A 24659-nucleotide genomic window follows, 5' to 3' on the forward strand; every position below is an offset into this window, starting at 1 on the left:
TGTCCAGTAGTCCGAAAGGTAGAGCAGGTTTGCGAATAAGAGAATGGACTTGTGCAAAGTGTGGCACACGGCATGATAGAGATATTAATGCCAGTCGGAACATTCTTGCGGTCGGGCTTGACCGTCTGGGAGCAGGAATCCCCGAACGATAGGGAGGGGAGGAAGTCAATCAAAATAGTGTAGCCATTTTAGCGCAACCTCATCAACGTTATCGATATTGTCAGACTTTGGCAACCATTCACGGCTAGCGGTAACCCGAATCGCATTGGTTTGATTGATATCATATTGACTACCAATACTGAGTTTGGGCTGCCAATAGCTTTCATTATCGCTATCGCCACTTATCCAAAATGGCAGTGTTAATTCTGATATCGCACGCCAATTTTGACGCAATTCTGCATTGCACCCAATATTGACGCCAAGCCCAGCACGATAACCATGATATAAGCCCTTACCAAACTGCGCTGCAATAGTACCCAAGCCATAGCAAATATTGGCGGGCATATCGCCTGTGTTTGGGGCGGCGCTACCGATCGCCACGCTTTTACCAAATTCACCGCTGATATTTGCGACCAAATGATTGTCTGTAGTGCTGTGGTCATCTCTGTTAATAGCCTTGATACCGTCAAAGACTCGCTGTAAGCCAATATTACCACCCCATGAAATACCTTTTTTTGCGCTATTAATCGGATGCAATGAGCGCACATCAAATAATCCGAGCTGCTCAAGTTGCACGCTATCTTGCTGGTCGACGTTATCATGGATGCTAAGACCCATACTCAATGCCGTCAATTGTGAGCCTATGGGATAGCCATCAATTTTATCCAACGCATCACGATACACCATGCGGTAATTTAAAGTGATAGCCTGGTTGCTGTCTAATTTAGGTCGTCCACTGACCCTGTCAAACGACTGCTGGCTGACCCCGATATCAAATCGACTTAAAGGATTAGCCAGTACAGGATTGTCGCGGCTAGGCAATATTTGAGGACTTGACGCTATGTCTTGATGGGAATTGTTAAAAGCCTTGGGATGATTTGCGGCGTTGCGGGCGTTTAATTGCGCTTGCACAATAGTCGGTGTTGAAGGACTAAAATTGGTAGCGCGAATCAAATTTTCTTTGTTTAACATGCGTACCACTTGGGCGGGGGAAACCATCGGGGAGTTATTCACTAAAAAATTTTTATCGGGAAAAATAGAGTTTAGTAACACCAAAATTTCAGAGGCGCAGTTATCAGATAACAGATAATAGGGCAAATTTTGGTCTTTGATTTCCCAAGTTCGATAGGCAAGTTGTTTAACTTGTTTATCGGTGAGATTGAGCTGATATTGCCATACGTTGCGCCCATTATCTTGCAAATATTCTTTAATACCTTGCTGATAATTGGTCATGGTAAATTCGCCCGCATTGCCACCGATACTGGATTTGTAAGCAAATTTTAAAAAATGCTCACCGTCGGTGACTTTTGGGGTGAAGTTCAAATAGTATTGATTACTAAGGTCGGCATTATCAAATCGCAAAAAACTATGGGCAAACGCAGACGGTGGGCTATCTAAATACTCACTGGCAAAAATTAATGAGACGGATTGGGGATTGATTTTTTGTAGCCATGAATCGAGCGCATCGCAATGTTGCTTGGGTATGCTTGAGGTGTCGATGGCTAAGTTTTCAATGAGCCACTGTGTACGAGCGGGAAAGCGACATTGGACAGAGGCATTATTTTTTTCGCTTGGGTGAAATAACTGTGTGAGCATTTCATCAAGTTCTGCTTGGGGATTTTTGGCGCCTTGTGCGCTGGCAAAAAATTGTCGTTGGCTTGCTTTTGGATTAAAACGATTGTTGACCCGACTTTCAAAGGGCTGTTTTGTGGTGACTGTTTCAGGATAATACAACAACCGCAGCCATGCTTTTTGCGAAGCTAAATTTTGCTCATGGGCTGATGTTAATGCCGTTTGCAGCGTTTGGGTAGCGGTAATAGGCGTCGGCGTAGATAGGGCTGTATCTGACGAAAATTGCTGAGCGGGCGCAGGTGATACATGTGACACAGGCGCTGCGAACGCATAATGTTGAGCGGATATTAGGCTCAATACAAAGACTGCTTTAGCCAACTGCTTTTGATTAAAAGCTGTTTTCTTTTGATTAAAAACACGGGTTACAGCGTGTTGATGATAGCTGTATTTGAGAGAGTTCATAGGGGTACTCTTTTTTTATAAGGTAAATTTTTATAAGGTAAGTTTTCACAACTTTTGATAAGCAAAGCATATAATATCTGTGTGCAAATTAATATTGCCCAATTTGTAATCATATCATTGTAGGCAGCTAGCCGGCTATAAGACGACTTGCCAAATAGATTTTATCCGCTTAATTTGCTATAATTTTTTAATTATTTAGCAAAATTTTTTTAAACTATTCTGATTTATTGAAGGGTATAAGGGCAATTCAGTCATGGATAAACAAGCGATATTATCAGCGTTAACGCCTGAAATTGTTGAAAAATTTCGTCAAGCGATTTCGCTTGGCAAATGGGAAGATGGTCGAAAGTTGACGGAAGAACAGCGTCAAACTTGTATGCAAGCGGTGATGGTGTGGGAGCATGAATTTTTGGGCGTAGAAGAGCGCACTGGCTATATTCATCGTCCAAAAAAAGCGGCAGAAGACTGTGATATCGGTCATGATCATCACTACCCAAATAAACCGCAGGACGAAGACGGTGAAAAACCGATTAAATTTAGTTAGGCGATAAAAAAGGCGAGTTCATTATCTCGCCTTTTTTACACTATTTTTTTAAGTACTTATTTATCAGTTACTTGAATAATAAGTACTTAAGTATAAGTACTTGGTATTAGCTACTTGATTATTTTTCTAAAATGGCGACCACACCTTGTCCGCCCGCAGCACAGATAGAAATCAGCGCACGACCCGATCCTTTTTGATCGAGTAGTTTGGCGGTGCTAGCAAGAATTCGACCACCGGTTGCGGCAAACGGATGGCCTGCAGCAAGTGATGAGCCATTTACGTTGAGTTTACTGCGGTCAATCGCGCCAAGTGGTTTATCAAGACCTAAGCGTTCTTTACAAAAACTTTCGTCTTCCCATGCAGCAAGTGTAGACAATACCTGTGAGGCAAATGCTTCATGAATTTCATAATAATCAAAGTCTTGCAGCGTCAATCCTGCACGTTCCAACATACGTGGGACAGCATAGGCAGGTGCCATCAATAAGCCTTCTTTAACGCCTTTTTTACCTGTAAAATCAACCGCAGCGGTTTCTTGGTAGGTGAGATAAGCAAGCGGTTTTAATCCATTCGCTGCAGCCCACTCATCTGTCCCTAATAACACACAAGATGCGCCATCGGTCAACGGTGTTGAGTTGCCCGCCGTCATGGTTGGGTTGGCATTTTTCTTACCAAATACAGGTTTTAATGACGCCAATTTTTCTAACGAAATATCAGGACGTAGATTATTGTCGCGTGTTAAACCCTTAAATGGCGTGATTAAATCATCAAAAAAACCCTCATCGTACGCACGCGCCAAGTTTTTATGACTATTAAAGGTAAACTCATCTTGCGCTTCACGGGTGATCGCCCATTCAAGTGCGGTGATGGCTTGGTGGTCACCCATCGATAATTTAGTACGCGGTTCACCATTTTGCGGTGCATCAATCAAGTCTTTTGGATTAATGCTTAATAACGCTTGTAAGCGATCTTTATTGGTTTTGGCATTATTAAGTTTTAACAGCGCTTTACGCAGCCCATCACCAATGCCTAAAGGGGCATCAGAAGTGGTGTCAACACCGCCTGCAATCCCTGAATCAATCAGCCCCAAGGCGATTTTATTGCTCACTGCGAAAGCCGCTTGTAGTCCAGTGCCACACGCTTGTGACACATCGTAAGCAGGCGTTTGCGGACTTAACGCCGTACTTAACACGCATTCACGGGTGAGATTGATATCACGGCTTAATTTAATGACCGCGCCCGCCACAACTTCACCCAAGCGTTTATCTTGTAAGTTATAGCGTTCCACCAAGCCGTTAAGCGCAGCTGTCAACATTTCAGAGTTGCTGACATTGGCATATTGACCATTTGAACGGGCAAACGGAATACGGTTGCCACCTAAAATAGCGACCTTTTTGCCAGTAGGCTGGTGAGTGGGATGTTGAAAATTGTCCATAGAAAAGTCCTTTTGAGCAATCAATTAAAAAAATTGGCTAAGCTTAAACCAAATAACTTTTTAAAAATAACTAAATTTTTTAAAAATAACTAAACTTTTTAAGTTGCAGTGATGTTACCATAAAACTTAGACAAAAATATCGCCTAAAGGTATATATATAACGATAATTTATATAAATCAATAAAACCAATAAAATTTTATTTGATATGACTATTCAAGGCTGCTTGATTGGTATAAAATTTACACAGTAAATAGGTTTAGCAGCTGTATTTAATTGAGTGTTTAACTTACTTTTTAATTGAGCCTTATCTAATAGCCTAAGCAAAACTAATTCTTCAAAGGAGTCCTTATGTCAGACCATTATTCAGAATTTGTCCAAAATCCATTGGGACGTAAGATTGCCCAAAATTTGGGGCTACCGATGCCAATCAGCCTTGAGCGTTACAAAGACGGTCAAGCACCTGTGACAGGTAGTGTCATTTTTGGGGTCAGTGAAAACGCTGTCATAGCAAATGACATCGCCAAAGTATTAGCGAATGTGCAAGCCGATGTCTATCTAGACCCCAATGAGTCAGCGCGTTATGCTTTACAAAATGCACAGATTGACGCTGAGCAGTTTGGCGCGAATCAGTATTTTAAAGTGGCTATTTTCGATGCTTCAGGTATCAACACAACCCATGAGCTGAAACAAGTTTATAACTTCTTTCATCCGATTGCGCGTTCGATTGACCGCTCAGGTCGCGTTATCGTCATTGGTTTGCCACCTGAAAAATGTACCAGTATAGCACAGGCAGCAGCCCAGCGTGCTTTAGAAGGATTTGTCAAATCCGTCGGTAAAGAGTTTAAGCGCGGTATCACAAGCCAGCTTATCTATGTAGACCCAAATGCGGCGCAAAACCTTGAATCTACGCTTCGCTTCTTTGCCTCACCGCGGTCTGCTTATGTCTCAGGGCAAGTGGTGAGAGTGGGTGAAGGCAACCCAGTCACGGTTGATTGGCAAAAGCCCTTAAAAGGTAAAACACTGGTAGTGACTGGCGCGAGCCGAGGTATTGGCGAAGCCATCGCGAAAGTATTATCGCGTGATGGTGCACACGTTATCTGTGTGGATGTGGCTGCGCAGCAATCGGACTTGCAAAAAGTAGCAGGTGAGATAGGTGGCTCTACTTTAACATTAGATATCACAGCTGACGATGCCGGTGAAAAAATAGCGGCAGCGGCAGCCAAACGTGGCGGCTTAGATGGTATTGTCCACAATGCAGGCATAACCCGTGACAAGACCTTGGCAAAAATGGATGATAGCATGTGGGATGCCGTCATGAACGTCAATCTCAATGCGGAAGAAAAAATTGATGATTATTTACTCAGTCATGACAGTTTCAATGAAAACGCCAGAATCGTCTGTGTATCATCGATTAGTGGTATTGCCGGCAATTTGGGACAGACCAATTATGCCATGAGCAAAGCTGGCGTGATTGGCGCGGTACAAGCGACTGCACCTACGTTAAAGAACGGTATTACCATCAACGCGGTAGCGCCAGGATTTATCGAAACCCAAATGACCGCTGCGATACCTTTTGCGATTCGAGAAGCAGGTCGCAGGATGAACTCAATGAGCCAAGGCGGTTTGCCGATTGATGTGGCTGAGACCATTGCTTGGCTAGCCTGCCCTGCATCGGGCGGTGTCAATGGCAACATTGTCCGCGTCTGTGGTCAAAGTGTGTTGGGTGCGTAATTATTGACGGGCTGAAAAAATCAGTATCGAGCATGTCGCTACTGATTTTTTTAATCATTTTTTCTAAGTCAAACTTAAACTAAGCTTTATGCAAAAAATCAACAATTAAATTGTGACATTCGATTATAATAAGTTAAGTTCTCAGATTTTGAGATCTGACGGTAATGAAAAGTAATGGAATATACCCGAACACTATCTAATCAAACAGCCCTTTGTTGGCTCAAGCTTAAAAAGTAAAAAAGTAAGGACAGTCTGTATGTCAGACCAAAATTTTAGTCGTTTGCCAAAGCCGCACACCACCTATGCCAATATTATCAAAAGTTTTTTACCCATCGGCGACCAAGACAAATCAGCCAATGCGGTGCTGCCCAATGCTACTTATAGCGTCAATATGCTTGAAATCGACCATGATAACTTAGCCGATTACCGCAGAATTTGTGGTTTTGAAAACAATAGCTACGTGCCGCCGACGTATTTTGCGGTGCTGTCGCAGTCGTTACAGATGAACATGATGGTCAAAGAGCCATTTCCCTTTGCCATGCTCGGCTTGATTCATGTGCAAAACAGTGTTACCCAATATCGGCGCATTAAAGATAGCGCAATTTTTAAAATGGCGGTGAGCTTTGCTAACCTGCGCGACCATGATCGTGGTAAGCAGTTTGATTTTGTGACTAAAGTTTTTGAAAAAGATGAGCTGGTGTGGGAAGGGACTTCGACGTATTTATCACGCCAAAAAAGCAAAAAAACGACTCACAAAGCATCGACGACGCAAGTAGAAGCCAAGCCCACACTTGATAGTAATGATATGCATGAATTTTGGGAAATTCCTGAAGATATCGGGCGTCGCTATGCGTTTATCTCTGGGGATTTTAATCTGATTCACTTGCATCCTTTATCCGCCAAGGCATTTGGTTTTCCAAAAGCCATTGCCCATGGTATGTGGACAAAAGCTAAATGCTTGGGTGCGTTGGGTGATTTGCCAGAGAGCTTTACCTGTGATGTGACGTTTAAATTGCCGATTTTTTTGCCCTCTGAAGTGGAGTTTATCGCAAAATTTGATAATCGTGACGAGCAGGTGGATTTTGGTGTGTATGATCCCGCCACACCAAAAGCCAATTTGATAGGGAAAATCACCCAAGCGCAGGCTAAATAATAGCCATAAAAAAGCGGCAAAAAAATTTAAAAGGTTCAATGTTAAGCGGCTATTTTTTAGCAGGATGTTTTTGTATGGTGTTTTTTAGGATGCTATTGAAGCAATGAAGGATTTAATGGATTATCAAGCGTTCAATCAACACCTAGCCCAACTATTATCACGATTTGATCTTAATCAAAAGGTAGGTGGATGCAGTCTGGTCATTTTTCATCAAGGTAAAGTGGTCACTCAATTGGCTCATGGTATTGCAAATATTGATAAAACTAACCAGCAAATTACCCCTTGGCAGCCCTCCACCCTGTCGCTGAATTTTTCGACAGGCAAGGGCATACTGGTTACGTTGATTCATCTTTTAGTGAGTCAAAATCTTTTAGCGTATGACAAAACCTTGGCGAGTTATTGGCCAGCATTTGCCCAAAATGGCAAAGATAGCGTCACTTTGCGCGATATACTAACGCACGAGTCAGGATTATTTAATATTGTCAGTATTACCGAACATGCCAAAGATATGCTAGATTGGCAACTGATGCTCAGTAATGTTGAGCAAATGGCATTAAATGATCCAACTAATACGCATAGTTCAGCTAATAGTTCAGCTAATAAGAAGCAGCCTGTTAATCAATCAACCGAATTCAGCGCGGCTTCCAATGCGGATTCTAGTGCGGCTTATAGTGCTTTGGTATCAGGCTGGGTATTGGGTGGGCTGATTGAAAAAGTAACCCAATTGCCCCTGCAGCAAGCGCTAGAATATTATTTATTGCAACCGCTTAATTTGGTCGGTCAAGCCTACTTTGGGGTACCCAAAGACAAAGTCGAGCAGGTGGCAGGTCAAATACGTGCCAAAGAGACTCAAATTAAGCCTTTACTCACTCAAGATACTGACTCAACGCTACAATTTTATCAATCCCTGCCTTTTTACCCAGCTTGGTTAACATTGTCTCAATCAGACAGTCCTTTGACGACGCAGGCCATTAACGCGCTGTATTTTCAACCTGCTAATATCAATATTGAAGACTATAAGTCGGCACTGGTACCCATCGGTAGCAGACAATTTAATTATTATCACCCTGTCACGCTACAGGCAAAAATTCCTGCCGCAAATGGTGTGGCTAGTGCGCTAGCGTTGGCTACAGTCTACGCCATGCTTGCAAATCGCGGTGTTTGGCAAGGTAAAACGTTAATCAGTTCTGCTGTTTTTAAGGCGCTTTCAACCATTCATAATCAGCAATTTGACAAAATCATGCCAGCGGTAATGGCGTGGCGACTCGGTTACCATCGTGTGTTTAGTCTGTTCCATGATGTGTCTGATGCATTTGGACATATGGGATATAATGGGTCAATGGCTTGGTGTGATCCCAGTCGCGCATTAGCAGTGAGCTTTGTACATAATTATGATGTCACTATGCTGGGTGATGATCGCCAATTTATCTTGAATGAAACCATATTAGATTTTTTTGCTTAGCCTAATTGCTAAGGCTTTTTTCTTAGTCTCGTTTTTTAGCCTTATTTAAACAGTAAAAGGAATGTAATCAATGCCGTATGACACTCAAAATATTTTTGCCAAAATTCTTCGTGGTGAGATTCCTAGCCATAAAGTTTATGAAGATGACAAAACGCTTGCCTTCATGGATATCATGCCAATGGCAGAAGGGCATGTTTTAGTCATTCCAAAATGTGAAGCCGTTGAATTGTCGGATATGCCAGTAGAGTATATTGTGTCAGTTTTCAGCACCGCGCAAAAAGTCATGGCAGCGCAGCGCAAGATATTTAACCGCCAAGGTATTGTGCAGATGCAGTTAAATAATGCAGAGGCAGGACAATCGGTATTTCATTACCACGTTCATTTGATTCCAAGCAGTATCTATCATCTTGGATTGCATGAAGATCGACAAGGCGATCATGAGCGTCTAGCAGCGCTGGCTAGTCAATTAAAATCAGCAATCACCAATTAATTTGCCACTTGCAAGTAGCGGATGGTTAAAATCTAATCACTTATTTGCAAGCAGGTAAGATGGTTGTCGAAGTGCAAATCGGCAAAAACCCCGCATCGGTTAACACATCTTGTGCTTTTGCTGATTTAAGATAATCCACAAAAATTTGACTGGTTTCAGGGTGATTCAAAATTATCCCATCTTGCAGAATTGGCGGATAACTATTTTTAGGTAGTATTAAATAGTTATTGGTTAGCGTATTCACATTTTGCAGGGCAATGTTATTGGGTTTATTCAATACTTGTGACAGACTCACAAATCCAAAATCTGCTTTCCCACTATCGGTTAATGCAAAAGTTTCATCTAAATTCTTGGTATAAACAATCTTAGGCTTGATATTATTATAAAGATTCTGATTGACCAACCAAGCTTCTGCTGCCACCCCATAAGCTAAATTCTCTGGATTGGCTATCGCTAAACTAAAGGGTTGATTGTCGAGCATCAACTGATCAAGCGTGGTTGTAGGGCTAATGTCCATGGGGTATTTATGACTATAAAGCACTAGCTGACCCCGGGTATAAGTAAAAGGCGATGATTTAACACCCTTAACACTGGCAAGCATTTGCTTTGGATAACTCTGATTACCCGCTAAATAAATATCAAAACTTTGAGGATTGGCATTGACCTTATCATACAGCGCAGCATTGGGCTCAAAGGTAATTTGAATCTTTATATTCGGATAATTGTGGTTAAAATCTGATACCAAGATAGGCAATACCATGCGAAGATTGGAAAAAGCGGCTATATGTAGATTTTCAATCGCTTTAGGTGAAGAGGCAATAGGTGCATTGTTTGAAATAGCTTTGGTAGTTTCTTTGGTAGATTGGTTATTGGCCGCCGTAGAATTCTGATTGTTATTTGAAGAATTACAACCCGCCATTAATGCTGTGATAATACATAGCATCCTATTAAAAAAGATCGAAGCAGGTTGATTAAAAGTCATAAATTAACAAATTTTACCCTAGTTTTAGCGATATTATGATTAAGTGGCGGGCAAGAATACTATATAAAGTAGTAAGTGAGTGTGTAAAAAACGTATCGATTTTATTGAAAAATTATTTTTTACGTGTTTTTTGTTTTGAAACAGAAATAATTAAAATAGTTGTTGCAAAAAAAAATAAAGTTGCTAAAATACCACCCCACATAGCCGATTACAGATAAACTGAAAAGCTATAGCCATCTATGCCAGTGTGGTGAAATTGGTAGACACGACGGATTCAAAATCCGTTGCCTTTAAAAGCGTGTCGGTTCGAGTCCGACCACTGGTACCAAATTAAAGCTCCTAATTACGGGAGCTTTTTTTTTGAGTTAAAATTGCCGTATAAAAGAATGATTAAGGTATTATTTTTAATTGTTTATCAAGCAAATCTATAATGCTATAATGGATTAAACATTATTGAAAATAAGAGTTAACGCTTTTCTCAATAGTTAATATTATAAATTGATAGGTCATAATGGCTATATCACTTACTTAAATTTACAAAATTTACAAGCGGGTAGCATTAAACTTTTATTACAATTACGCACAATATTGATTAGAACTGTTAGATTTTGCCTTTTATTCTACGAGCCTTTTATCTCACGAGATTGTCACATGTTAGCAAAGCTTATAAAATTATCTCCTATCATCTTTGCACTTTCACTTACTGGATGCAGCTCTAAAACAGCAATTATTAGCGGTATGAATGTTGGTAAATTGCCTGAATCGACAGTATCCGACCAACCCGTGTCATTTGTAGCAGATAATGGCATTCGTTTTAATGTGACCGAATTAACCGCAAATAACATTCCAGTACCTAATCTATTAGGGCCGAGAACGATCTCTTTTCCGCCTGTCTCAAAATCCGCTGCAACCTATACTACAATTGCAAAAGGCGATGTGGTTGAAATATTCTTACCAGGATATCCTGAAATCACACCTGTCGTGCAATCCACAGGGAATAATATTTATGCCAATGGCTACCTGGTCGACCAGAGTGGTTTTTTGCAGTTTCCCATGATAGGGCGAGTGAAAGCTGAAGGGTTAACAGTTTCACAACTCACCAACCAAATAGCTAGCCGTTTATCTCGTTATCTTAAACATCCAGATCCACAAGTTCGTGTACTTTCCTACCGCGGTAATAAATTTTATATTGATGGGCAAGTAAAATCGCCTGGGCAATATGACATTGCAGATCAGCCCGTCAATCTTTATACCGCCATCAGTATGGCAGGCGGTACCATTAATACCTCAGATACCAATAATATTCAACTCATACGCGACGGCAGAGTCTATAACTTTGGTTTTAAATCCCTACAAAATGCTGGATACTCTCCAAATTCTCTATATTTGAGAAATGGCGATACTATTAAAGTTGGCGATATAACCAATCATAAAGTCACGGTAATGGGTGAGTTTACTAAACCCAGTACTATCCAAATTCCTGATAATGGGTTAAGTTTGATTAGCGCGATTGGGGAAGCCAACGGTATGGTGCCTACCTCTGCAAATGCCAAAAAGGTATACATATTAAGAGAAAATAATTATCAAAACGAGTCGAATATCTATCATATTGATTTAACCTCCATTACAAATTTTTCGGTCGCAAATCGGTTCAAATTGCAGCCTGGGGATGTCGTGTATGTAGACCCGACAGGGCTAGTACGTTGGAATCGTATAATCAGTCAAATATTACCATCCTATTCAATTACAAATATTGCTAGAAGCTTTTAGCCGGATGGAAATTAACGATGTCATTTAAAAAAATTTTAGTCATATGCGTCGGTAATATCTGCCGCAGCCCCATCGGTGAAGCGCTATTACAGCAACAGCACCCTAATCTAACCGTGAAATCAGCGGGATTAAGTGCATTAGTGGGCGAAGGGGCCGATGAAAAAGCCATTCAAGCCATGGATGAATGGGATGTTGACATTCGTAGTCATCGCGCGCAGCAGCTTACCCAAGAATTGATGCAAACCTTTGATTTAGTACTGTGTATGTCCAAAGATCAAGAGAGTTGGATAAAACAAAATTACTCAAGCCAACGTGGGAAAGTATATCGGATTGGTCACTGGATAAATGAAAATGTAGCCGATCCTTATAAACTACCCATTGAAAAATTTTATGAAAGTCGAGCAGTGCTCAGTAAAGCCGTAGAAAGTTGGAAGGATAAATTAGCTTAACTTCTAAAGCTAGCAAATTTTGCGAAATTATCAGCAAGATTTATTTATTCTGTAACAATTAAAATGTATTTATCGTAGTTTAGCATCAAGTGAGTAAGCATGGATCAGAAAGTAAATGATGATGAAATTGATTTAAGAGCATTAATCGCAACTTTGTTAAATCATTGGAAATTAATTTTATCAATGCTGTTACTTGGTTTATTAGGCGGTCTCTATTATGCGCAATCGGCAACGCCTATCTATAAAACAAACTCATTGATTCAAGTTGACAAAAAATCCTCAGGCGTCTCTGCATTAGGCGCGGATGTTGCCGGTCTTCTAAACGCTCAAGATGGTTCTGCACAAACGGAAGTAGAAATCATCAATTCTCGCATGATTCTGTGGCCTGTCATTAACCAATTGCATTTGGATTTAGCGGTCAATCAACTTAAAGACAGTTTTTTAGACAAATTACTTACCAAGAAAAGTGTTCTAGTTAGTCATACAGACAATGGTGTGGGTAACTTAAAGGTGGGGCTTTGGATAGCTGAATTTAATGTACCATTAGCTTATCAAAACAAGAATTTCGTGTTGACAGCAATTGACAGCCAAAATTTTAAACTGATTTCGCCTGATGGCGCTGAGTTTACCGGTAAAGTTGCAACCGCATCGCGTTTCAAAACGAGTGCGGGTAATATTGATATTCAAGTCACCTCATTAGCCCCGGGTTATTCTTATAACTTGAGTAAACTTACACCGGCTAGGGCGATAGATAATCTGAGAGCAAATCTTGCGGTGGCTGAAAAAGGTAAACAAACAGGCATTTTAGACGCTTCACTTACAGGTGCTAATCAAGATGAAATCACCCATACATTAACGCGCATCGTTAAAATGTATGAAACGCAAAATCTTGATAAAAGTAGCGCGGAAACGACCAAAACCCTGGCATTTATGCAAGAGCAACTGCCTAAACTCAAATCAAAACTTGCCGAAGCGGAAGCACAATTTAATAAATTTCGTGAGCAAAATGCGACAGTTGATATTGATAAAGAAGCGGAATTGGCTGTCACACAAAGAGCGACCATTGAAACCAACCTGCGTGAGCTTGAGCTAAAACGAGCCGAATTATCCGAACGCTATACGGATGAATATCCGGTATTAAAGCAATTAAATATGCAAATACAAGAGCTAAAAGACAAAGAAGAGGCTCTAAAACAAAATATTACACGTATTCCAGAGGTTCAACGTCAGTTTTTAGAGTTATCAAGTGACGTTAAGATTAGCAATGAAATTTATTTAAATATGCTCAAAAATTATGAGCAGCTTCAAATTGTAAAATCAGGTCAATTAGGTAATGTAAGAATTATTGATTTACCCATTAACACTTATGTGCCAATTGCCCCTAAGAAAGCGCAAGTAGTTTTACTGACTACATTCTTAGGTTTGATGTTAGGTATTGGATTAGCATTGTTAAAATCATTGCTATTCGCAGGCGTGAAAAATTTAGAAGAATTAGAGAACAATACGGATATTCCGGTTATTGGTGTCATTCCTCATTCATCGCGTTTAACACGACAATTAAAGAACAAGGCTAGAAAGTTTCCATTAGTTGAGAAAATCGAACCTGAGGGAGTGGTGAGTGAAGGTTTTAAATCACTCAGAACTCATCTGATATTCAATGCTAAAAAAACTGATTGTGATATTTTATTAATTACGGGCGCGGGACCTGATATTGGTAAATCATTTATTTCTGCCAATCTTGCGGTCGCTATGGCTATGGCAAATAAGAAAGTCTTGTTAATAGACGCGGATACTAGGTTAGGCCATCTACAAGATCGATTTAATTTGCCAAATATTAATGGATTGGTCGATTATTTGGTTGATGATACGATTGATGCGGCTAATAGCAGCTATATGATTCAAACCACGCTATATGAAAATCTGCATTTTATACCCAGAGGCAAAGGGCATAGCCACGCTTCAGAATTGTTCTTAAATGGAAAAATGGAAGCATTACTCAATTTTTATCGACAATTCTATGATTATATTATTATTGATACTTCTCCAGTATTGGGCACTTCAGATACGTTATCCATAGGACAGTTAGTTGATTCAGTCTTATTCGTCACTCGTTATGACGTTTCCAGTGTTCGACAAGTTAATTATGCGATTGAAAGATTAAACAAGTCCAACGTGAATGTTGAAGGTATTATCTTTAATGATGCTAAGCAGTCTCTAATCGGGGCGTACAATTATCATTATGGTTATGATTATAAATCAAAAAACTAGACATGAAAAATCTTCCAATTGAATTTAATATACATGACCCTTTGAGATATCAAAATGAAGAATAGAGTAAGTAACTCTAATCAGTCAATAATTTTTAAAATTTTGTCTAATGCGATAGAGCAACCTAGATGGATTAAAATAATTGGCTTAATCTTATTAGATTTAGTTGCATCTATATTTACTTTACTCATAGCAATTGCCCTACGGTATGGAGATTTTGAACCGCATGTCAACCCAATAACTGTCGTATTGTTTGCATCGTTACCTATTGTAATATTAGCTTTAACGCATTTTTACAGTAACGTACTACGTGTTTTCCAAGACCAAAGTATGCGTGTCGTGCTGACTGTTTTGTTGGTTTGTATGTTAGTAGGGCAAATCCTGATATATTCTGATGAATTGCCTGACATACCTAGAGCAGCCCCTGCAATTCATGTATTTTTGCTATATATGTGGCTATGGATTAGTCGAATTATTATACAATTTTTAGTTAATAACATACTCTACGAGACTAAACATCCTAAGGAATCTCAAAATGTTCTAGTCTATGGCGTGGGTAATATCACCAAAGATTTACTTCATGTCCTACAACAATCAAGGAAATATCAGATTGTAGCTATTATTGATGAGCGAAAAACATTAGCGGGTTCCCGAATACTTGGAGTAAAGGTTTATCCCAAAGAGAAACTACGCGAACTCATAAAAAATCTTGAGATTAAGCATTTGTTTTTGGCATTGCCTAATGAGTTAAAACCTCTTAAAGATAATATCATCCATAGTCTTGAGGATGTACCAGTTCAGATTAGCCAAATTCCAAGTCTAGATGACATTACTAGCGGTAAGTTACAATTATCAGATATAAAGCCAGTAGATGTTCTGGATGTATTGCAGCGTGAGACAGTTGCCCCTAATCAACAATTATTACAAAAAGATATTATGGGTAAAGTAGTAATGGTGACGGGTGCAGGTGGGTCGATAGGCAGTGAACTATGTCGTCAAATTATTAAACAGCAGCCCAAAGAGCTGATATTATTTGAATTATCTGAATTTGCCTTGTACTCTATTCAACAAGAATTGGTAAATGTGATTGAAAGTCAATCAGGATTAAACATTGCTTTGCATGCACATTTAGGTAGTGTTACAAACCAAAGGTTACTTGAAAATCTCTGTAAAAAGTATCAAGTGGAGACCATCTATCATGCGGCGGCCTATAAACATGTGCCAATTGTAGAATCAAACCAGTACGAGGGTGCAATTAATAACTTTATCGGTACATATCGAGCACTGCAAGCCGCTATTAATACTCAAGTCCGCACCTTTGTAGCGATTTCCACAGACAAAGCGGTTCGACCTACCAATGTCATGGGCGCTACCAAACGCATGGCAGAATTGGCTTGTCAAGCGTTAGCAGCTAGTCAAACGATTACGACTATCAGTATGGTACGATTTGGCAATGTATTAGGCTCTTCTGGATCGGTCGTGCCTTTATTTAACCGACAGCTAGCGGCAGGCGGTCCTCTTACTGTGACTCACCCTGATGTAACTCGCTATTTTATGACTATTCCTGAAGCTGCTCAGCTTGTAATTCAGGCAGGCGCAATGGCTGAAGGAGGCGAAGTATTTGTCCTGGACATGGGTGAGTCAGTTAAAATCGTAGATTTAGCAAAGCGTATGATACGCCTGAGTGGTCATGTGGTTAAAGGAGAGGATACTGACCCTAATGAAGGCATTGCTATTGAATTTGTTGGGTTACGCCCTGGTGAAAAACTGTATGAAGAACTTATTATCGGTGGGGATAACATAGAGCAAACAGGGCATAGCCGTATTATGAAAGCGCATGAGCGTAGCTTTAATTTAGCTGAACTTGAAATGTTTATCCAGCAATTGCTTGAACAAAATAAACATGAGCGTGATAGTTACTGGTTGCTTGAGAGGTTTGCGTATTTTGTGGAAGGTTATCCTAAACTTACTCCAAAAATTAATGATAGTATAAAAGATGAACTACATTAACATCTAAAATATTAAGGGATCTTATGAAGCTTGAGAATTTAAAAATTGCCATTATTGGTTTAGGTTATGTGGGGTTACCTTTGGCAGTTGAATTTGGAAAAAAAATACCGGTAATAGGTTTTGATATTCATCAAAAGCGCATACAAGAATTACAAAATGGGCAAGATCACACCTTAGAAGTGTCGCCAGAAGAACTCAAACAAGCGACACATTTAAGCTATTCAGCTAATTTAGATGACTTAAGCAACTGCAATTTTTTTATTGTAACGGTGCCAACCCCAATTGATGAGTTTAAACAACCAGATTTGACCCCGCTCATTAAAGCGTCTACCAGTATTGGGAAAGTCTTAAAAAAAGGCGATGTTGTGGTATATGAGTCTACCGTTTACCCAGGTGCGACTGAAGAAAGTTGTATTCCAGTTTTGGAACAAGAGTCAGGCTTAAAGTTTAATCAGGACTTTTTTGCAGGCTATAGCCCCGAACGGATTAACCCAGGCGATAAGCTACACCGTGTAACCAATATTCTAAAAATTACTTCAGGCTCTACCCCGGAAGTGGCAGATTTTGTAGACCAAGTTTATAACTTGGTGATTGAAGCAGGCACACATAAAGCCGCGAGCATAAAAGTGGCTGAAGCTGCCAAGGTCATTGAAAATACCCAGCGTGATGTGAATATTGCTTTAATTAATGAACTGGCTGTTATTTTTAATAAGTTGGGTATTGATACTGAAGCCGTGTTACAGGCTGCGGGAACCAAGTGGAATTTTCTACCTTTCCGCCCTGGCTTGGTCGGGGGACACTGTATTGGGGTAGATCCATATTATTTGACCCATAAAGCACAGTCTATTGGTTATCATCCTGAAATTATTTTAGCGGGTCGTCGTTTAAATGATGGTATGGGGGCTTACGTGGTGACTCAGCTAGTTAAAGGCATGATTAAACAGAAAATTCAGGTGGAAGGCGCTAAAGTTCTAGTTTTGGGCTTAAGTTTTAAAGAAAATTGCCCAGATATTCGTAATACTAAAATTATTGATATTGTGACTGAACTCAAAGAATATCAAATTGATGTTGATGTATATGACCCTTGGGTAGATGTGCAGGAAGCCGAGCAAGAATATGGAATTCGTCCTGTAGAGTCTGTAAGTGAAAATAGCTATGATGCGATTATTTTAGCGGTGGCACATGAGCAGTTTAAACAGATGGGTGCAGCGCAAATTCGTGCTTTGGGTAAACCCACGCATGTACTCTATGATTTAAAATATGTGCTAGATGCTAAAGAAGCCGATATTCGACTTTAAGTAAAGCGTGGTTAAATAAAAAATAAGGAATGACAAGTTTATGAGTCAATATCAAACAGTATGTGAGCAATTACAACACGCACCTAAAACTTGGCTAGTAACAGGCGTGGCGGGTTTTATTGGCTCAAACTTATTAGAAACTTTACTGAAGCTGAATCAGAAGGTTGTGGGTTTAGATAACTTTGCTACAGGTCACCAGCATAATTTGGACGAAGTACAAAATTTAGTGAGTACAGACCAATGGGCAAATTTTAAGTTCTATGAAGGCGACATTCGTAATTTTGAGGATTGTCAAAAAGCATGTGCGGGTGTAGACTACGTCTTGCATCAAGCTGCTTTAGGGTCTGTACCACGCTCTATTGCAGATCCTATTATGACAAATAGTACAAATATTACAGGTTTTTTGAATATGTTGGTGGCAGCCCGTGATGCTGAAGTATCTAATTTTACGTATGCTGCCAGTAGTTCTACCTATGGCGATCACCCTGCATTACCTAAAGTAGAGGAAAACGTTGGCAAACCATTGTCGCCGTATGCGGTCACGAAATATGTAAATGAGCTGTATGCTGAAGTCTTTGCCCGAACTTATGGTTTTAAAACCATAGGTTTGCGTTACTTCAATGTCTTCGGCAAGCGTCAGGACCCGAATGGGGCCTATGCTGCAGTCATTCCAAAATGGACAGCAGCGATGATTGCCGGTGATGATGTATTCATTAATGGTGATGGTGGAACCAGTCGTGATTTCTGTTTTATTGAAAACACGGTTCAGGCCAATATTCTGGCAGCCACTACGCAAAATGATGAAGCTAAAAATCAAGTTTATAATGTGGCAGTGGGGGATCGTACTACTCTTAATGATTTGTTTAATACCATTAAAGCTGCGTTAAATGAAAATGATGTGACTTATACGAAAGAACCTGTATATCGTGATTTTCGTGTAGGGGATGTTCGACATTCTCAGGCTAGTATTGAGAAAATTAAATTGAATCTAGATTATCAACCAAGTCACACAATAAGTATAGGGATAAAGAAAGCAGTAAATTGGTATGTAGCTAAAATAAATGGTAGTGGTTTGAAAAGTATGCTGAAGTGTAAATAAAAAAGACAGCTTGAGAAAAAGATCTTAATTTGAGGTTATGAAGACACAAATTACAATCAGCTTTCCAAGCTGTCTTGTTTTTAGTATAAAGAAAAACGGCTGGAAAATCTATGACAAGCAGAACTACCAAGGCAAAGACTCTCATCGACAATTCATCCATGGAACAGATTTAAGCTACCGAGGCTGTAAAAGCGATATTGCTGACAAGATACGTTTGATGCTAGTACGGGGGATAGTATTGTTGTCGTTAAGAAAGTTAGCAAATACAAGGTATTAAGCGTCTTAGTTAACGCCAATCATGAGATAAAACCTAAACGACGCTATTACCGAAAACTGCAAGTCGATGAGTTTTGGACGTATGTAGGGGATAAGAAGAACAAGGTATGGTTCGTCTATGCCTATGATCCCGATACCAGTGAGATTTTCGCTTTTGTATGGGGCAAACGTAATCTAAAGACAGCTAGAGAATTACGAGAAAATCTTGAAGAAATGGGCGTTGATGTTGGCTATATCTGCTGTGATAACTGCGATAGCTTTTTAACCGCCTTTGATTTTAAGAAGGTGGGTAAACGCCATAAGGTTGATACTGAAGGTAATAACAATCGCTTTAGGCAAACACTTAGGCGAGTATTTTGAAAGACTTGCTGTTTTTCGAAAAAGCTAACAAACCATTTTAAAGCCTTTGATTTACTGTTTCACTATGTCAATTATGGCTGAGCCTAGTGAGCATACTTTTCAAACCACAGCCGAATAAATTAATATGTCAAAGAACACTGTAATTTTAAAAAATACTTCATATCTAATCTTTCGTACACTAATATTAAGTGTAATTGGCTTATTCACAGTCCGAGAAGTGCTTAGATTACTAGGTATTGAAGATTATGGTTTATTTAATTTAGTATTTGGAGTAGCTACTTTATTCACATTTATCAATGGTGCGATGATTTCATCAAGTCAAAGGTATTTAGCTTACTATATTGGCAATAAAGATCAAAAAAAATCAAATGAAGTATGGTCAAACATTTTGGTTTTACATTTATTAATAGGGATAATAGTATGTTTAAGTCTATTTTTTTCTAGAGATTTTATTTTGAATAGATTGCTATCTATTAATCTAGAATATAAAGAAGCCTCCTATTTTGTTTTTAATTTAGCTATAGTTTCTGTATTTATTACTATTTTTCAATCACCATTTAGTGCATTGATATTAGCTAGAGAAAAAATGTCTTTTTATGCTCAAATATCTTTATTAAATGGGATAATTAAACTTTTAATTGTTTATATTTTATATTTGCTATCAGATCCTTTATTGGTTAAATATGCACTATTATATGTTTTTTCTAGTTTGTTAACTTGTATTGTGTATATATTGTATTGTTGGAAGAAACTTAATCAAAATACTGTTTTTAAGATTGAAAATGTTTCACTATTAAAAGAGATATTCTTTTATTCATCTTGGAATATTTTTGGTAATTTTGCATCGGTGGCCAAATTGCAAGGCATCAATATTTTATTAAATTTATTTTTTGGGGTGGCTGTAAATACAGTATATGCTCTTACAAATACAATAAATGGAGTTATTCTAAGTTTAATAAATTCAGTTACAACAGCTATTAATCCACAAATATACAAAAGTTATGCTGAAGAAAATTATGAACGTACTAGGGTATTAATTAATATTGGATCAAAATTTAGTTTCTTTTTTTGCCTAGTTGTTATTTTACCAATCATATTTAATCTTCAGTATTTATTAGAATTATGGCTCCATGAAATACCACAGTACTTAGTAAACTTTATAGAGTTAGCGCTATTTGTCATGCTGATAGATAGTCTTTCAGGAACACTAATGACAGGAATACAAGCAACAGGAAAAATAAAAATATACCAAGTTGTAGTGAGTATTTCAGTCTTTATGAACCTTCCTCTATCTTATTTAGCATTAAAATTTTTATCTGATCCTTGGGTTATATATTGGATAGCATTGTTAATGTCTTTTATAAGCCTAGGATTAAGATTGTATTTTTTAAGCCAACTAACTAATTTCAGTATATTAATATATATAAAATCAGTTTTAGTTAAAGTACTTTCTGTAGTATGTAGTTCTGGAATCTTTTTATGGTTTTTCAATAAAAATTTTGAAATACATTATCAAATGATTGCATTTTTTATATCATCAGTTATTACAGTATTAATTGTAGTGATCAGTATCATTTTATTCGGTCTTTCATCTGCAGAAAGACAATTTATTCAAAATAAGATAAAAGGTTACTTAAAATGAGTATCAATTCTATTGTTGAAAATAATTTGTGTACGGGTTGTGGAGCTTGTATTTCTGAAGATAAAAGTCATCAGGCAAAAATGGTATGGAATAATGAGGGATTTCTTGTACCTTCACTAGGTCAAAATTCAACTCAAGATAAAATGATAAAAGTATGTCCTTTTGCACTACAGCAAAAAAATGAGGATGAATTAGGATTGATGTTTCTAAAACAACCAGAAAATCAATATTACGATAAAATTGGATATTATTATGAACTCTATGCAGGATATAGTAAGGAATTTCGTGAAACATCTTCATCTGGTGGAATGGCAACATATATATTCAAAACATTGTTAGAGAATAAATTAGTAGATAATTTATTCATTGTTAAGGAGGTCGATGGGCAATATGCTTATCAATTCTTTTCTAACCTTAAAGAAATTACTCAAATATCAAAAACAAGATATACCCCTGTAACTCTAGAGAAGCTATTTCAAGAAATTTCAGAAATAGATGGGACAGTTGCAGTTTCTGGGGTTGCCTGTTTTGTTAAAGCAATACGTTTGAAGCAAATATATAATCCAGAATTAAAAGAAAAAATAAAATTTGTGGTAGGAATTATTTGTGGGGGATTAAAGAGTAAGTATTATACAGATTACTTAGCACAAGAAGCGGGTTGTCAAAGTGAATATAGTCATGCTCAATATAGAGTGAAAAACGAGCAGAGTTATGCCTTGGATTATAAGTTTTCCTGTGAAGAAAAATTAACCAAAAGAATTCATATGGTAGAGATGCGTTCTTTAGGAGATATGTGGGGAACGGGTTTATTTAAATCAAATGCATGTGATTTTTGTGATGATGTAGTAACTGAATTGGCAGACATTTCGCTAGGTGATGCCTGGATTGATCCTTATGATAAAAGTGGTTTAGGTAACAGTATTGTAATTACTAGAACTGAAATAGCAGAAAATCTAATAAGAAATGGATTAGATAAAAAGCATCTTAATTTAGATAAGTTAAATAAAGAAAAACTACTATTATCTCAAAATGGCAGTTTTAATCATAGACATAAAGGTTTACTTTATAGGGTAGAGCATGCAATTAAATCTGGAAAAAATTTCCCTATAAAACGGCAAAGATATTTAACTAAACAAAATATTTTCTTTAATTTCATTCAAAAATCAAGATTGAAAACTCGTCAAAACAGTCTAAAAATTTGGTTAGAGACTAGGGATAATTTAGATTTTAAAATGAAAATGAAGCCATATTTTGAAGATTTGAAGTTTTTTACTATATGGAATCATCGTGTAAATAAATTGAAAAAGATTCTTTTAGGTAAGAGTATTTAAAATGACTAAAAAAATTGCTATTCTAACTCAACCACTTATCACTAATTTTGGTGGTACGCTTCAAGCATTTGCTTTACAAAAACTCTTAACCAAAAAAGGTTATGATGTAGAGATAATTAATTATCAATATAATCAAATTTCTGATGTAAAAAAAATTTTATCGATTATAAAAAATAGAATTTTAGGTAAAAATAAGATCTATCCTTTTTTTGAAAAAGAGTTAAATCTAATTAGAATAGAACATAAAAGATTTATAAAAATATACATGAAGTGTTCTAAAATTATCTATTCAGTAAATGATCTAAAAGGCTATTTTAAAGAAAAAAAATTCGATGCTGTAGTAGTAGGAAGTGATCAAGTTTGGCGAGTCGCTTACTCCCCAAGAATTGAAAGCTTTTTCTTGGATTTTCTCGATGATAACGAAAAAATTAAAAAAGTAGCTTATTCTGCTTCTTTTGGTATAGATAATTGGCAGTTTAATAAAGAAAAGACCATAGAGATTCAAAAACTTATACATAAATTTGATGCTATTTCTGTACGAGAAGTATCAGCTGTAGGTATTTGTAATGAATTTTTAAATATAGAAGTACAACATACTTTAGACCCAACACTTTTATTAGAACCTAGAGATTATTTAGAATTGTTGTCAATAAGTGATAAAGTTAGTTGTAATAAAGGGAAAATATTTACATATGTTTTGGATAATGATAATAAAAAGAAAGAAGCAATTGAAAAAATAGCAAAAAAAATGAATAAAGATATTTGCACAAACCAACCTAAAAATAAAGTTAAAAATAATTTATTTATCAAGAATTATGAATCTTATATCTATCCATCCATTGAAAATTGGATAAAATCATTTTATGAGGCGGATTTTATTATTACTGATTCTTTCCATGGAACAGTATTCTCAATTATTTTTAATAAACCATTTATATCAATTGTAAATAATGAGAGAGGAGCCTCAAGATTTGAATCTTTACTTGAACAATTAGGGTTGGCTAGTAGAATGGTATATGAAATTTCTGAAATTTCTAATGATTTGCTTTTTGAAGAAATTGATTATCATTTGGTTAATAAAAAATTGAGCAAGTTGAAAATGAAATCAATTAAGTATTTGGAAAATTCATTAATTTAATATTTAGTGAATAGGATGAGATTGTGTCTAAGATTTTGAGTGTAATTATTCCTGTCTATAATGGTGAAGAATTTATTCAAAGGTGCTTAAATAGTATTATAAGTGCTTTTGAAAAAGTTGATAACTTTTCTATTGAGCTAATATTGGTTGATGATGGCTCAATTGATAACTCTAGAGATATTATTAAAGAATTTAACAAAAAGTATGACTTTATCAAATACTATTATCAACATAATCAGGGACCTTCTGCAGCTAGAAATTTTGGTTTAGATGTAGCAATAGGTGATTATATCGGGTTTGTAGATTGTGATGATACAGTTAAACCATTTTTTTTCCAATCTCTACAAAAGGCAATTTATGGAAAGCCAGATTTAATATTATTTGGATATGAAAAAGTATTAAGGGAAGGAAAATTCAATTTTTTTACTCCCGAAGAAAAAACTTGTATGAATGTAAAAGATAAACTTTCAGATGTATTTAATGAGAAGCTTTTATTTTGGTATTCATGTACTAAAATATATAAAAATAGCTTGATAAAAAATATTCGTTTTGATTCAAGAATACGACTTGGGGAAGATACTATATTTAATTTACAAGTAGTAAAAAATTCTAGTGTAATTAAGCAAATACCAGAGATTTTATACTCTTATTATGAAAATTTAGGCTCACTATCTAGTCCTAGTTATAAAAATGGATTACTCGAAAATATGGAGTATCATTTTGAGAATAGACTTAAGGTACATGAGAGTTTAGATAGTGTTATAAAATTAGACATATCTAAATACTATCTAGGACATATTTTGCCTTGGTTAATTAATAATATTATGTATTTACCTGAGAATGAAAGAAAAAAAGAACTTAAACGAATTGCTGAAAGTAATTTTTTTACGACATGCACTAAGTGGAAGTGGAATGTAGATAGTAAAGGGCAATATTTAATAATATTTTTGCTTAATTCAAGAATGTTTAATTTGCTTAATTTTTTATTAAAGATAAAATACTCTAGTAAAAGTTAATACTTTAAATACTA

19 protein-coding genes, 1 tRNA gene and 1 pseudogene are annotated in these 24659 nt (G+C 37.2%); 18 read left to right on the forward strand and 3 right to left on the reverse strand.

The window, feature by feature from the left end:
- Positions 1-152 (forward strand): zinc ribbon domain-containing protein (locus tag RTN07_RS03755; protein ID WP_312176201.1); only part of this gene is annotated, 152 nt, incomplete at its 5' end.
- Between the two features lie 13 nt (positions 153-165).
- Here RTN07_RS03755 and RTN07_RS03760 read toward each other — a convergent pair.
- Positions 166-2193, reverse strand: a complete 2028-nt coding sequence (locus RTN07_RS03760; protein WP_312175845.1) for an Lnb N-terminal periplasmic domain-containing protein — start codon at positions 2191-2193, stop codon at positions 166-168.
- Positions 2194-2446: 253 nt separating this feature from the next.
- Here RTN07_RS03760 and RTN07_RS03765 point away from each other — a divergent pair, with 253 nt between their 5' ends.
- Positions 2447-2737, forward strand: coding sequence for a YeaC family protein (locus RTN07_RS03765; RefSeq protein ID WP_036595824.1), 291 nt, complete (start codon positions 2447-2449; stop codon positions 2735-2737).
- A gap of 118 nt (positions 2738-2855) precedes the next feature.
- On the opposite strand, the gene RTN07_RS03770 is transcribed toward RTN07_RS03765, so the two are convergent.
- Positions 2856-4169, reverse strand: a complete 1314-nt coding sequence (locus RTN07_RS03770) for an acetyl-CoA C-acetyltransferase (RefSeq protein WP_095355327.1) — start codon at positions 4167-4169, stop codon at positions 2856-2858.
- A 349-nt stretch (positions 4170-4518) separates the two neighbouring features.
- Between RTN07_RS03770 and RTN07_RS03775 the strand changes: the two genes are divergently transcribed.
- From RTN07_RS03775 to RTN07_RS03790, 4 genes are all read left to right on the forward strand, one after another.
- Positions 4519-5901 (forward strand): 3-oxoacyl-ACP reductase, encoded by a 1383-nt coding sequence (locus RTN07_RS03775; RefSeq protein ID WP_312175849.1) that lies wholly within the window; start codon positions 4519-4521, stop codon positions 5899-5901.
- Between the two features lie 256 nt (positions 5902-6157).
- A complete protein-coding gene (locus RTN07_RS03780) occupies positions 6158-7054 on the forward strand; it encodes a MaoC family dehydratase (protein WP_312175851.1) in 897 nt (298 codons plus the stop codon).
- 103 nt (positions 7055-7157) lie between these two features.
- Positions 7158-8516, forward strand: coding sequence for a serine hydrolase domain-containing protein (locus tag RTN07_RS03785; RefSeq protein WP_312175853.1), 1359 nt, complete (start codon positions 7158-7160; stop codon positions 8514-8516).
- A 70-nt stretch (positions 8517-8586) separates the two neighbouring features.
- On the forward strand, positions 8587-9006 hold the full coding sequence (locus tag RTN07_RS03790; RefSeq protein ID WP_312175855.1) for an HIT family protein: 420 nt from the start codon (positions 8587-8589) through the stop codon (positions 9004-9006).
- A gap of 40 nt (positions 9007-9046) precedes the next feature.
- On the opposite strand, the gene modA is transcribed toward RTN07_RS03790, so the two are convergent.
- Positions 9047-9988 carry a molybdate ABC transporter substrate-binding protein gene (gene modA / locus RTN07_RS03795; protein WP_312175858.1) on the reverse strand — a complete coding sequence of 314 codons (942 nt, stop codon included), beginning with the start codon at positions 9986-9988 and terminating at the stop codon, positions 9047-9049.
- Positions 9989-10229: 241 nt separating this feature from the next.
- On the opposite strand from modA, the gene RTN07_RS03800 reads away from it, so the two are divergent.
- From RTN07_RS03800 to RTN07_RS03855, 12 genes and pseudogenes are all read left to right on the forward strand, one after another.
- Positions 10230-10316, forward strand: a tRNA-Leu gene (locus RTN07_RS03800).
- Positions 10317-10639: 323 nt separating this feature from the next.
- Positions 10640-11758, forward strand: coding sequence for a polysaccharide biosynthesis/export family protein (locus RTN07_RS03805; RefSeq protein WP_312175860.1), 1119 nt, complete (start codon positions 10640-10642; stop codon positions 11756-11758).
- 17 nt (positions 11759-11775) lie between these two features.
- Positions 11776-12207 (forward strand): low molecular weight protein-tyrosine-phosphatase, encoded by a 432-nt coding sequence (locus RTN07_RS03810; RefSeq protein WP_312175863.1) that lies wholly within the window; start codon positions 11776-11778, stop codon positions 12205-12207.
- Positions 12208-12306: 99 nt separating this feature from the next.
- Positions 12307-14475, forward strand: a complete 2169-nt coding sequence (locus tag RTN07_RS03815) for a polysaccharide biosynthesis tyrosine autokinase (protein ID WP_312175864.1) — start codon at positions 12307-12309, stop codon at positions 14473-14475.
- A 54-nt stretch (positions 14476-14529) separates the two neighbouring features.
- Positions 14530-16485, forward strand: coding sequence for a polysaccharide biosynthesis protein (locus RTN07_RS03820; protein ID WP_312175867.1), 1956 nt, complete (start codon positions 14530-14532; stop codon positions 16483-16485).
- A 23-nt stretch (positions 16486-16508) separates the two neighbouring features.
- A complete protein-coding gene (gene tviB / locus RTN07_RS03825; protein ID WP_312175869.1) occupies positions 16509-17783 on the forward strand; it encodes a Vi polysaccharide biosynthesis UDP-N-acetylglucosamine C-6 dehydrogenase TviB in 1275 nt (424 codons plus the stop codon).
- A 40-nt stretch (positions 17784-17823) separates the two neighbouring features.
- A complete protein-coding gene (locus RTN07_RS03830; protein ID WP_312175871.1) occupies positions 17824-18882 on the forward strand; it encodes an NAD-dependent epimerase/dehydratase family protein in 1059 nt (352 codons plus the stop codon).
- Between the two features lie 37 nt (positions 18883-18919).
- Positions 18920-19599: pseudogene (locus RTN07_RS03835) on the forward strand (IS1 family transposase).
- A 43-nt stretch (positions 19600-19642) separates the two neighbouring features.
- The gene (locus tag RTN07_RS03840; protein WP_312175874.1) at positions 19643-21160 is read left to right on the forward strand and encodes an oligosaccharide flippase family protein; all 1518 of its coding nucleotides are present in this window, start codon (positions 19643-19645) and stop codon (positions 21158-21160) included.
- Positions 21157-22491 (forward strand): Coenzyme F420 hydrogenase/dehydrogenase, beta subunit C-terminal domain, encoded by a 1335-nt coding sequence (locus RTN07_RS03845; protein ID WP_312175875.1) that lies wholly within the window; start codon positions 21157-21159, stop codon positions 22489-22491. The genes RTN07_RS03840 and RTN07_RS03845 overlap by 4 nt, the downstream gene beginning before the upstream one ends.
- 1 nt (position 22492) lies before the next feature.
- The gene (locus tag RTN07_RS03850; RefSeq protein WP_312175877.1) at positions 22493-23629 is read left to right on the forward strand and encodes a polysaccharide pyruvyl transferase family protein; all 1137 of its coding nucleotides are present in this window, start codon (positions 22493-22495) and stop codon (positions 23627-23629) included.
- 23 nt (positions 23630-23652) lie between these two features.
- Complete coding sequence (locus RTN07_RS03855) at positions 23653-24645, forward strand: glycosyltransferase family 2 protein (RefSeq protein ID WP_312175878.1); 993 nt, start codon at positions 23653-23655, stop codon at positions 24643-24645.
- The last annotated feature ends 14 nt before the right edge of the window (positions 24646-24659 follow it).

The sequence above is a fragment of the Moraxella sp. CTOTU46934 genome (assembly GCF_031979465.1).
GTDB lineage: Bacteria > Pseudomonadota > Gammaproteobacteria > Pseudomonadales > Moraxellaceae > Faucicola > Faucicola tetraodonis.

Bases quoted from the DNA above. Each gene is read 5' to 3' on its own strand.
- RTN07_RS03790 (WP_312175855.1), top strand. From the start codon at position 8,587: ATGCCGTATGACACTCAAAATATTTTTGCCAAAATTCTTCGTGGTGAG.
- RTN07_RS03840 (WP_312175874.1), top strand. From the start codon at position 19,643: ATGTCAAAGAACACTGTAATTTTAAAAAATACTTCATATCTAATCTTT.
- RTN07_RS03770 (WP_095355327.1), bottom strand. From the start codon at position 4,169: ATGGACAATTTTCAACATCCCACTCACCAGCCTACTGGCAAAAAGGTC.
- RTN07_RS03815 (WP_312175864.1), top strand. From the start codon at position 12,307: ATGGATCAGAAAGTAAATGATGATGAAATTGATTTAAGAGCATTAATC.
- RTN07_RS03850 (WP_312175877.1), top strand. From the start codon at position 22,493: ATGACTAAAAAAATTGCTATTCTAACTCAACCACTTATCACTAATTTT.
- RTN07_RS03810 (WP_312175863.1), top strand. From the start codon at position 11,776: ATGTCATTTAAAAAAATTTTAGTCATATGCGTCGGTAATATCTGCCGC.
- RTN07_RS03845 (WP_312175875.1), top strand. From the start codon at position 21,157: ATGAGTATCAATTCTATTGTTGAAAATAATTTGTGTACGGGTTGTGGA.
- RTN07_RS03785 (WP_312175853.1), top strand. From the start codon at position 7,158: ATGAAGGATTTAATGGATTATCAAGCGTTCAATCAACACCTAGCCCAA.
- RTN07_RS03765 (WP_036595824.1), top strand. From the start codon at position 2,447: ATGGATAAACAAGCGATATTATCAGCGTTAACGCCTGAAATTGTTGAA.
- RTN07_RS03820 (WP_312175867.1), top strand. From the start codon at position 14,530: ATGAAGAATAGAGTAAGTAACTCTAATCAGTCAATAATTTTTAAAATT.
- RTN07_RS03805 (WP_312175860.1), top strand. From the start codon at position 10,640: ATGTTAGCAAAGCTTATAAAATTATCTCCTATCATCTTTGCACTTTCA.
- RTN07_RS03780 (WP_312175851.1), top strand. From the start codon at position 6,158: ATGTCAGACCAAAATTTTAGTCGTTTGCCAAAGCCGCACACCACCTAT.
- RTN07_RS03775 (WP_312175849.1), top strand. From the start codon at position 4,519: ATGTCAGACCATTATTCAGAATTTGTCCAAAATCCATTGGGACGTAAG.
- modA (WP_312175858.1), bottom strand. From the start codon at position 9,988: ATGACTTTTAATCAACCTGCTTCGATCTTTTTTAATAGGATGCTATGT.
- tviB (WP_312175869.1), top strand. From the start codon at position 16,509: ATGAAGCTTGAGAATTTAAAAATTGCCATTATTGGTTTAGGTTATGTG.
- RTN07_RS03760 (WP_312175845.1), bottom strand. From the start codon at position 2,193: ATGAACTCTCTCAAATACAGCTATCATCAACACGCTGTAACCCGTGTT.
- RTN07_RS03830 (WP_312175871.1), top strand. From the start codon at position 17,824: ATGAGTCAATATCAAACAGTATGTGAGCAATTACAACACGCACCTAAA.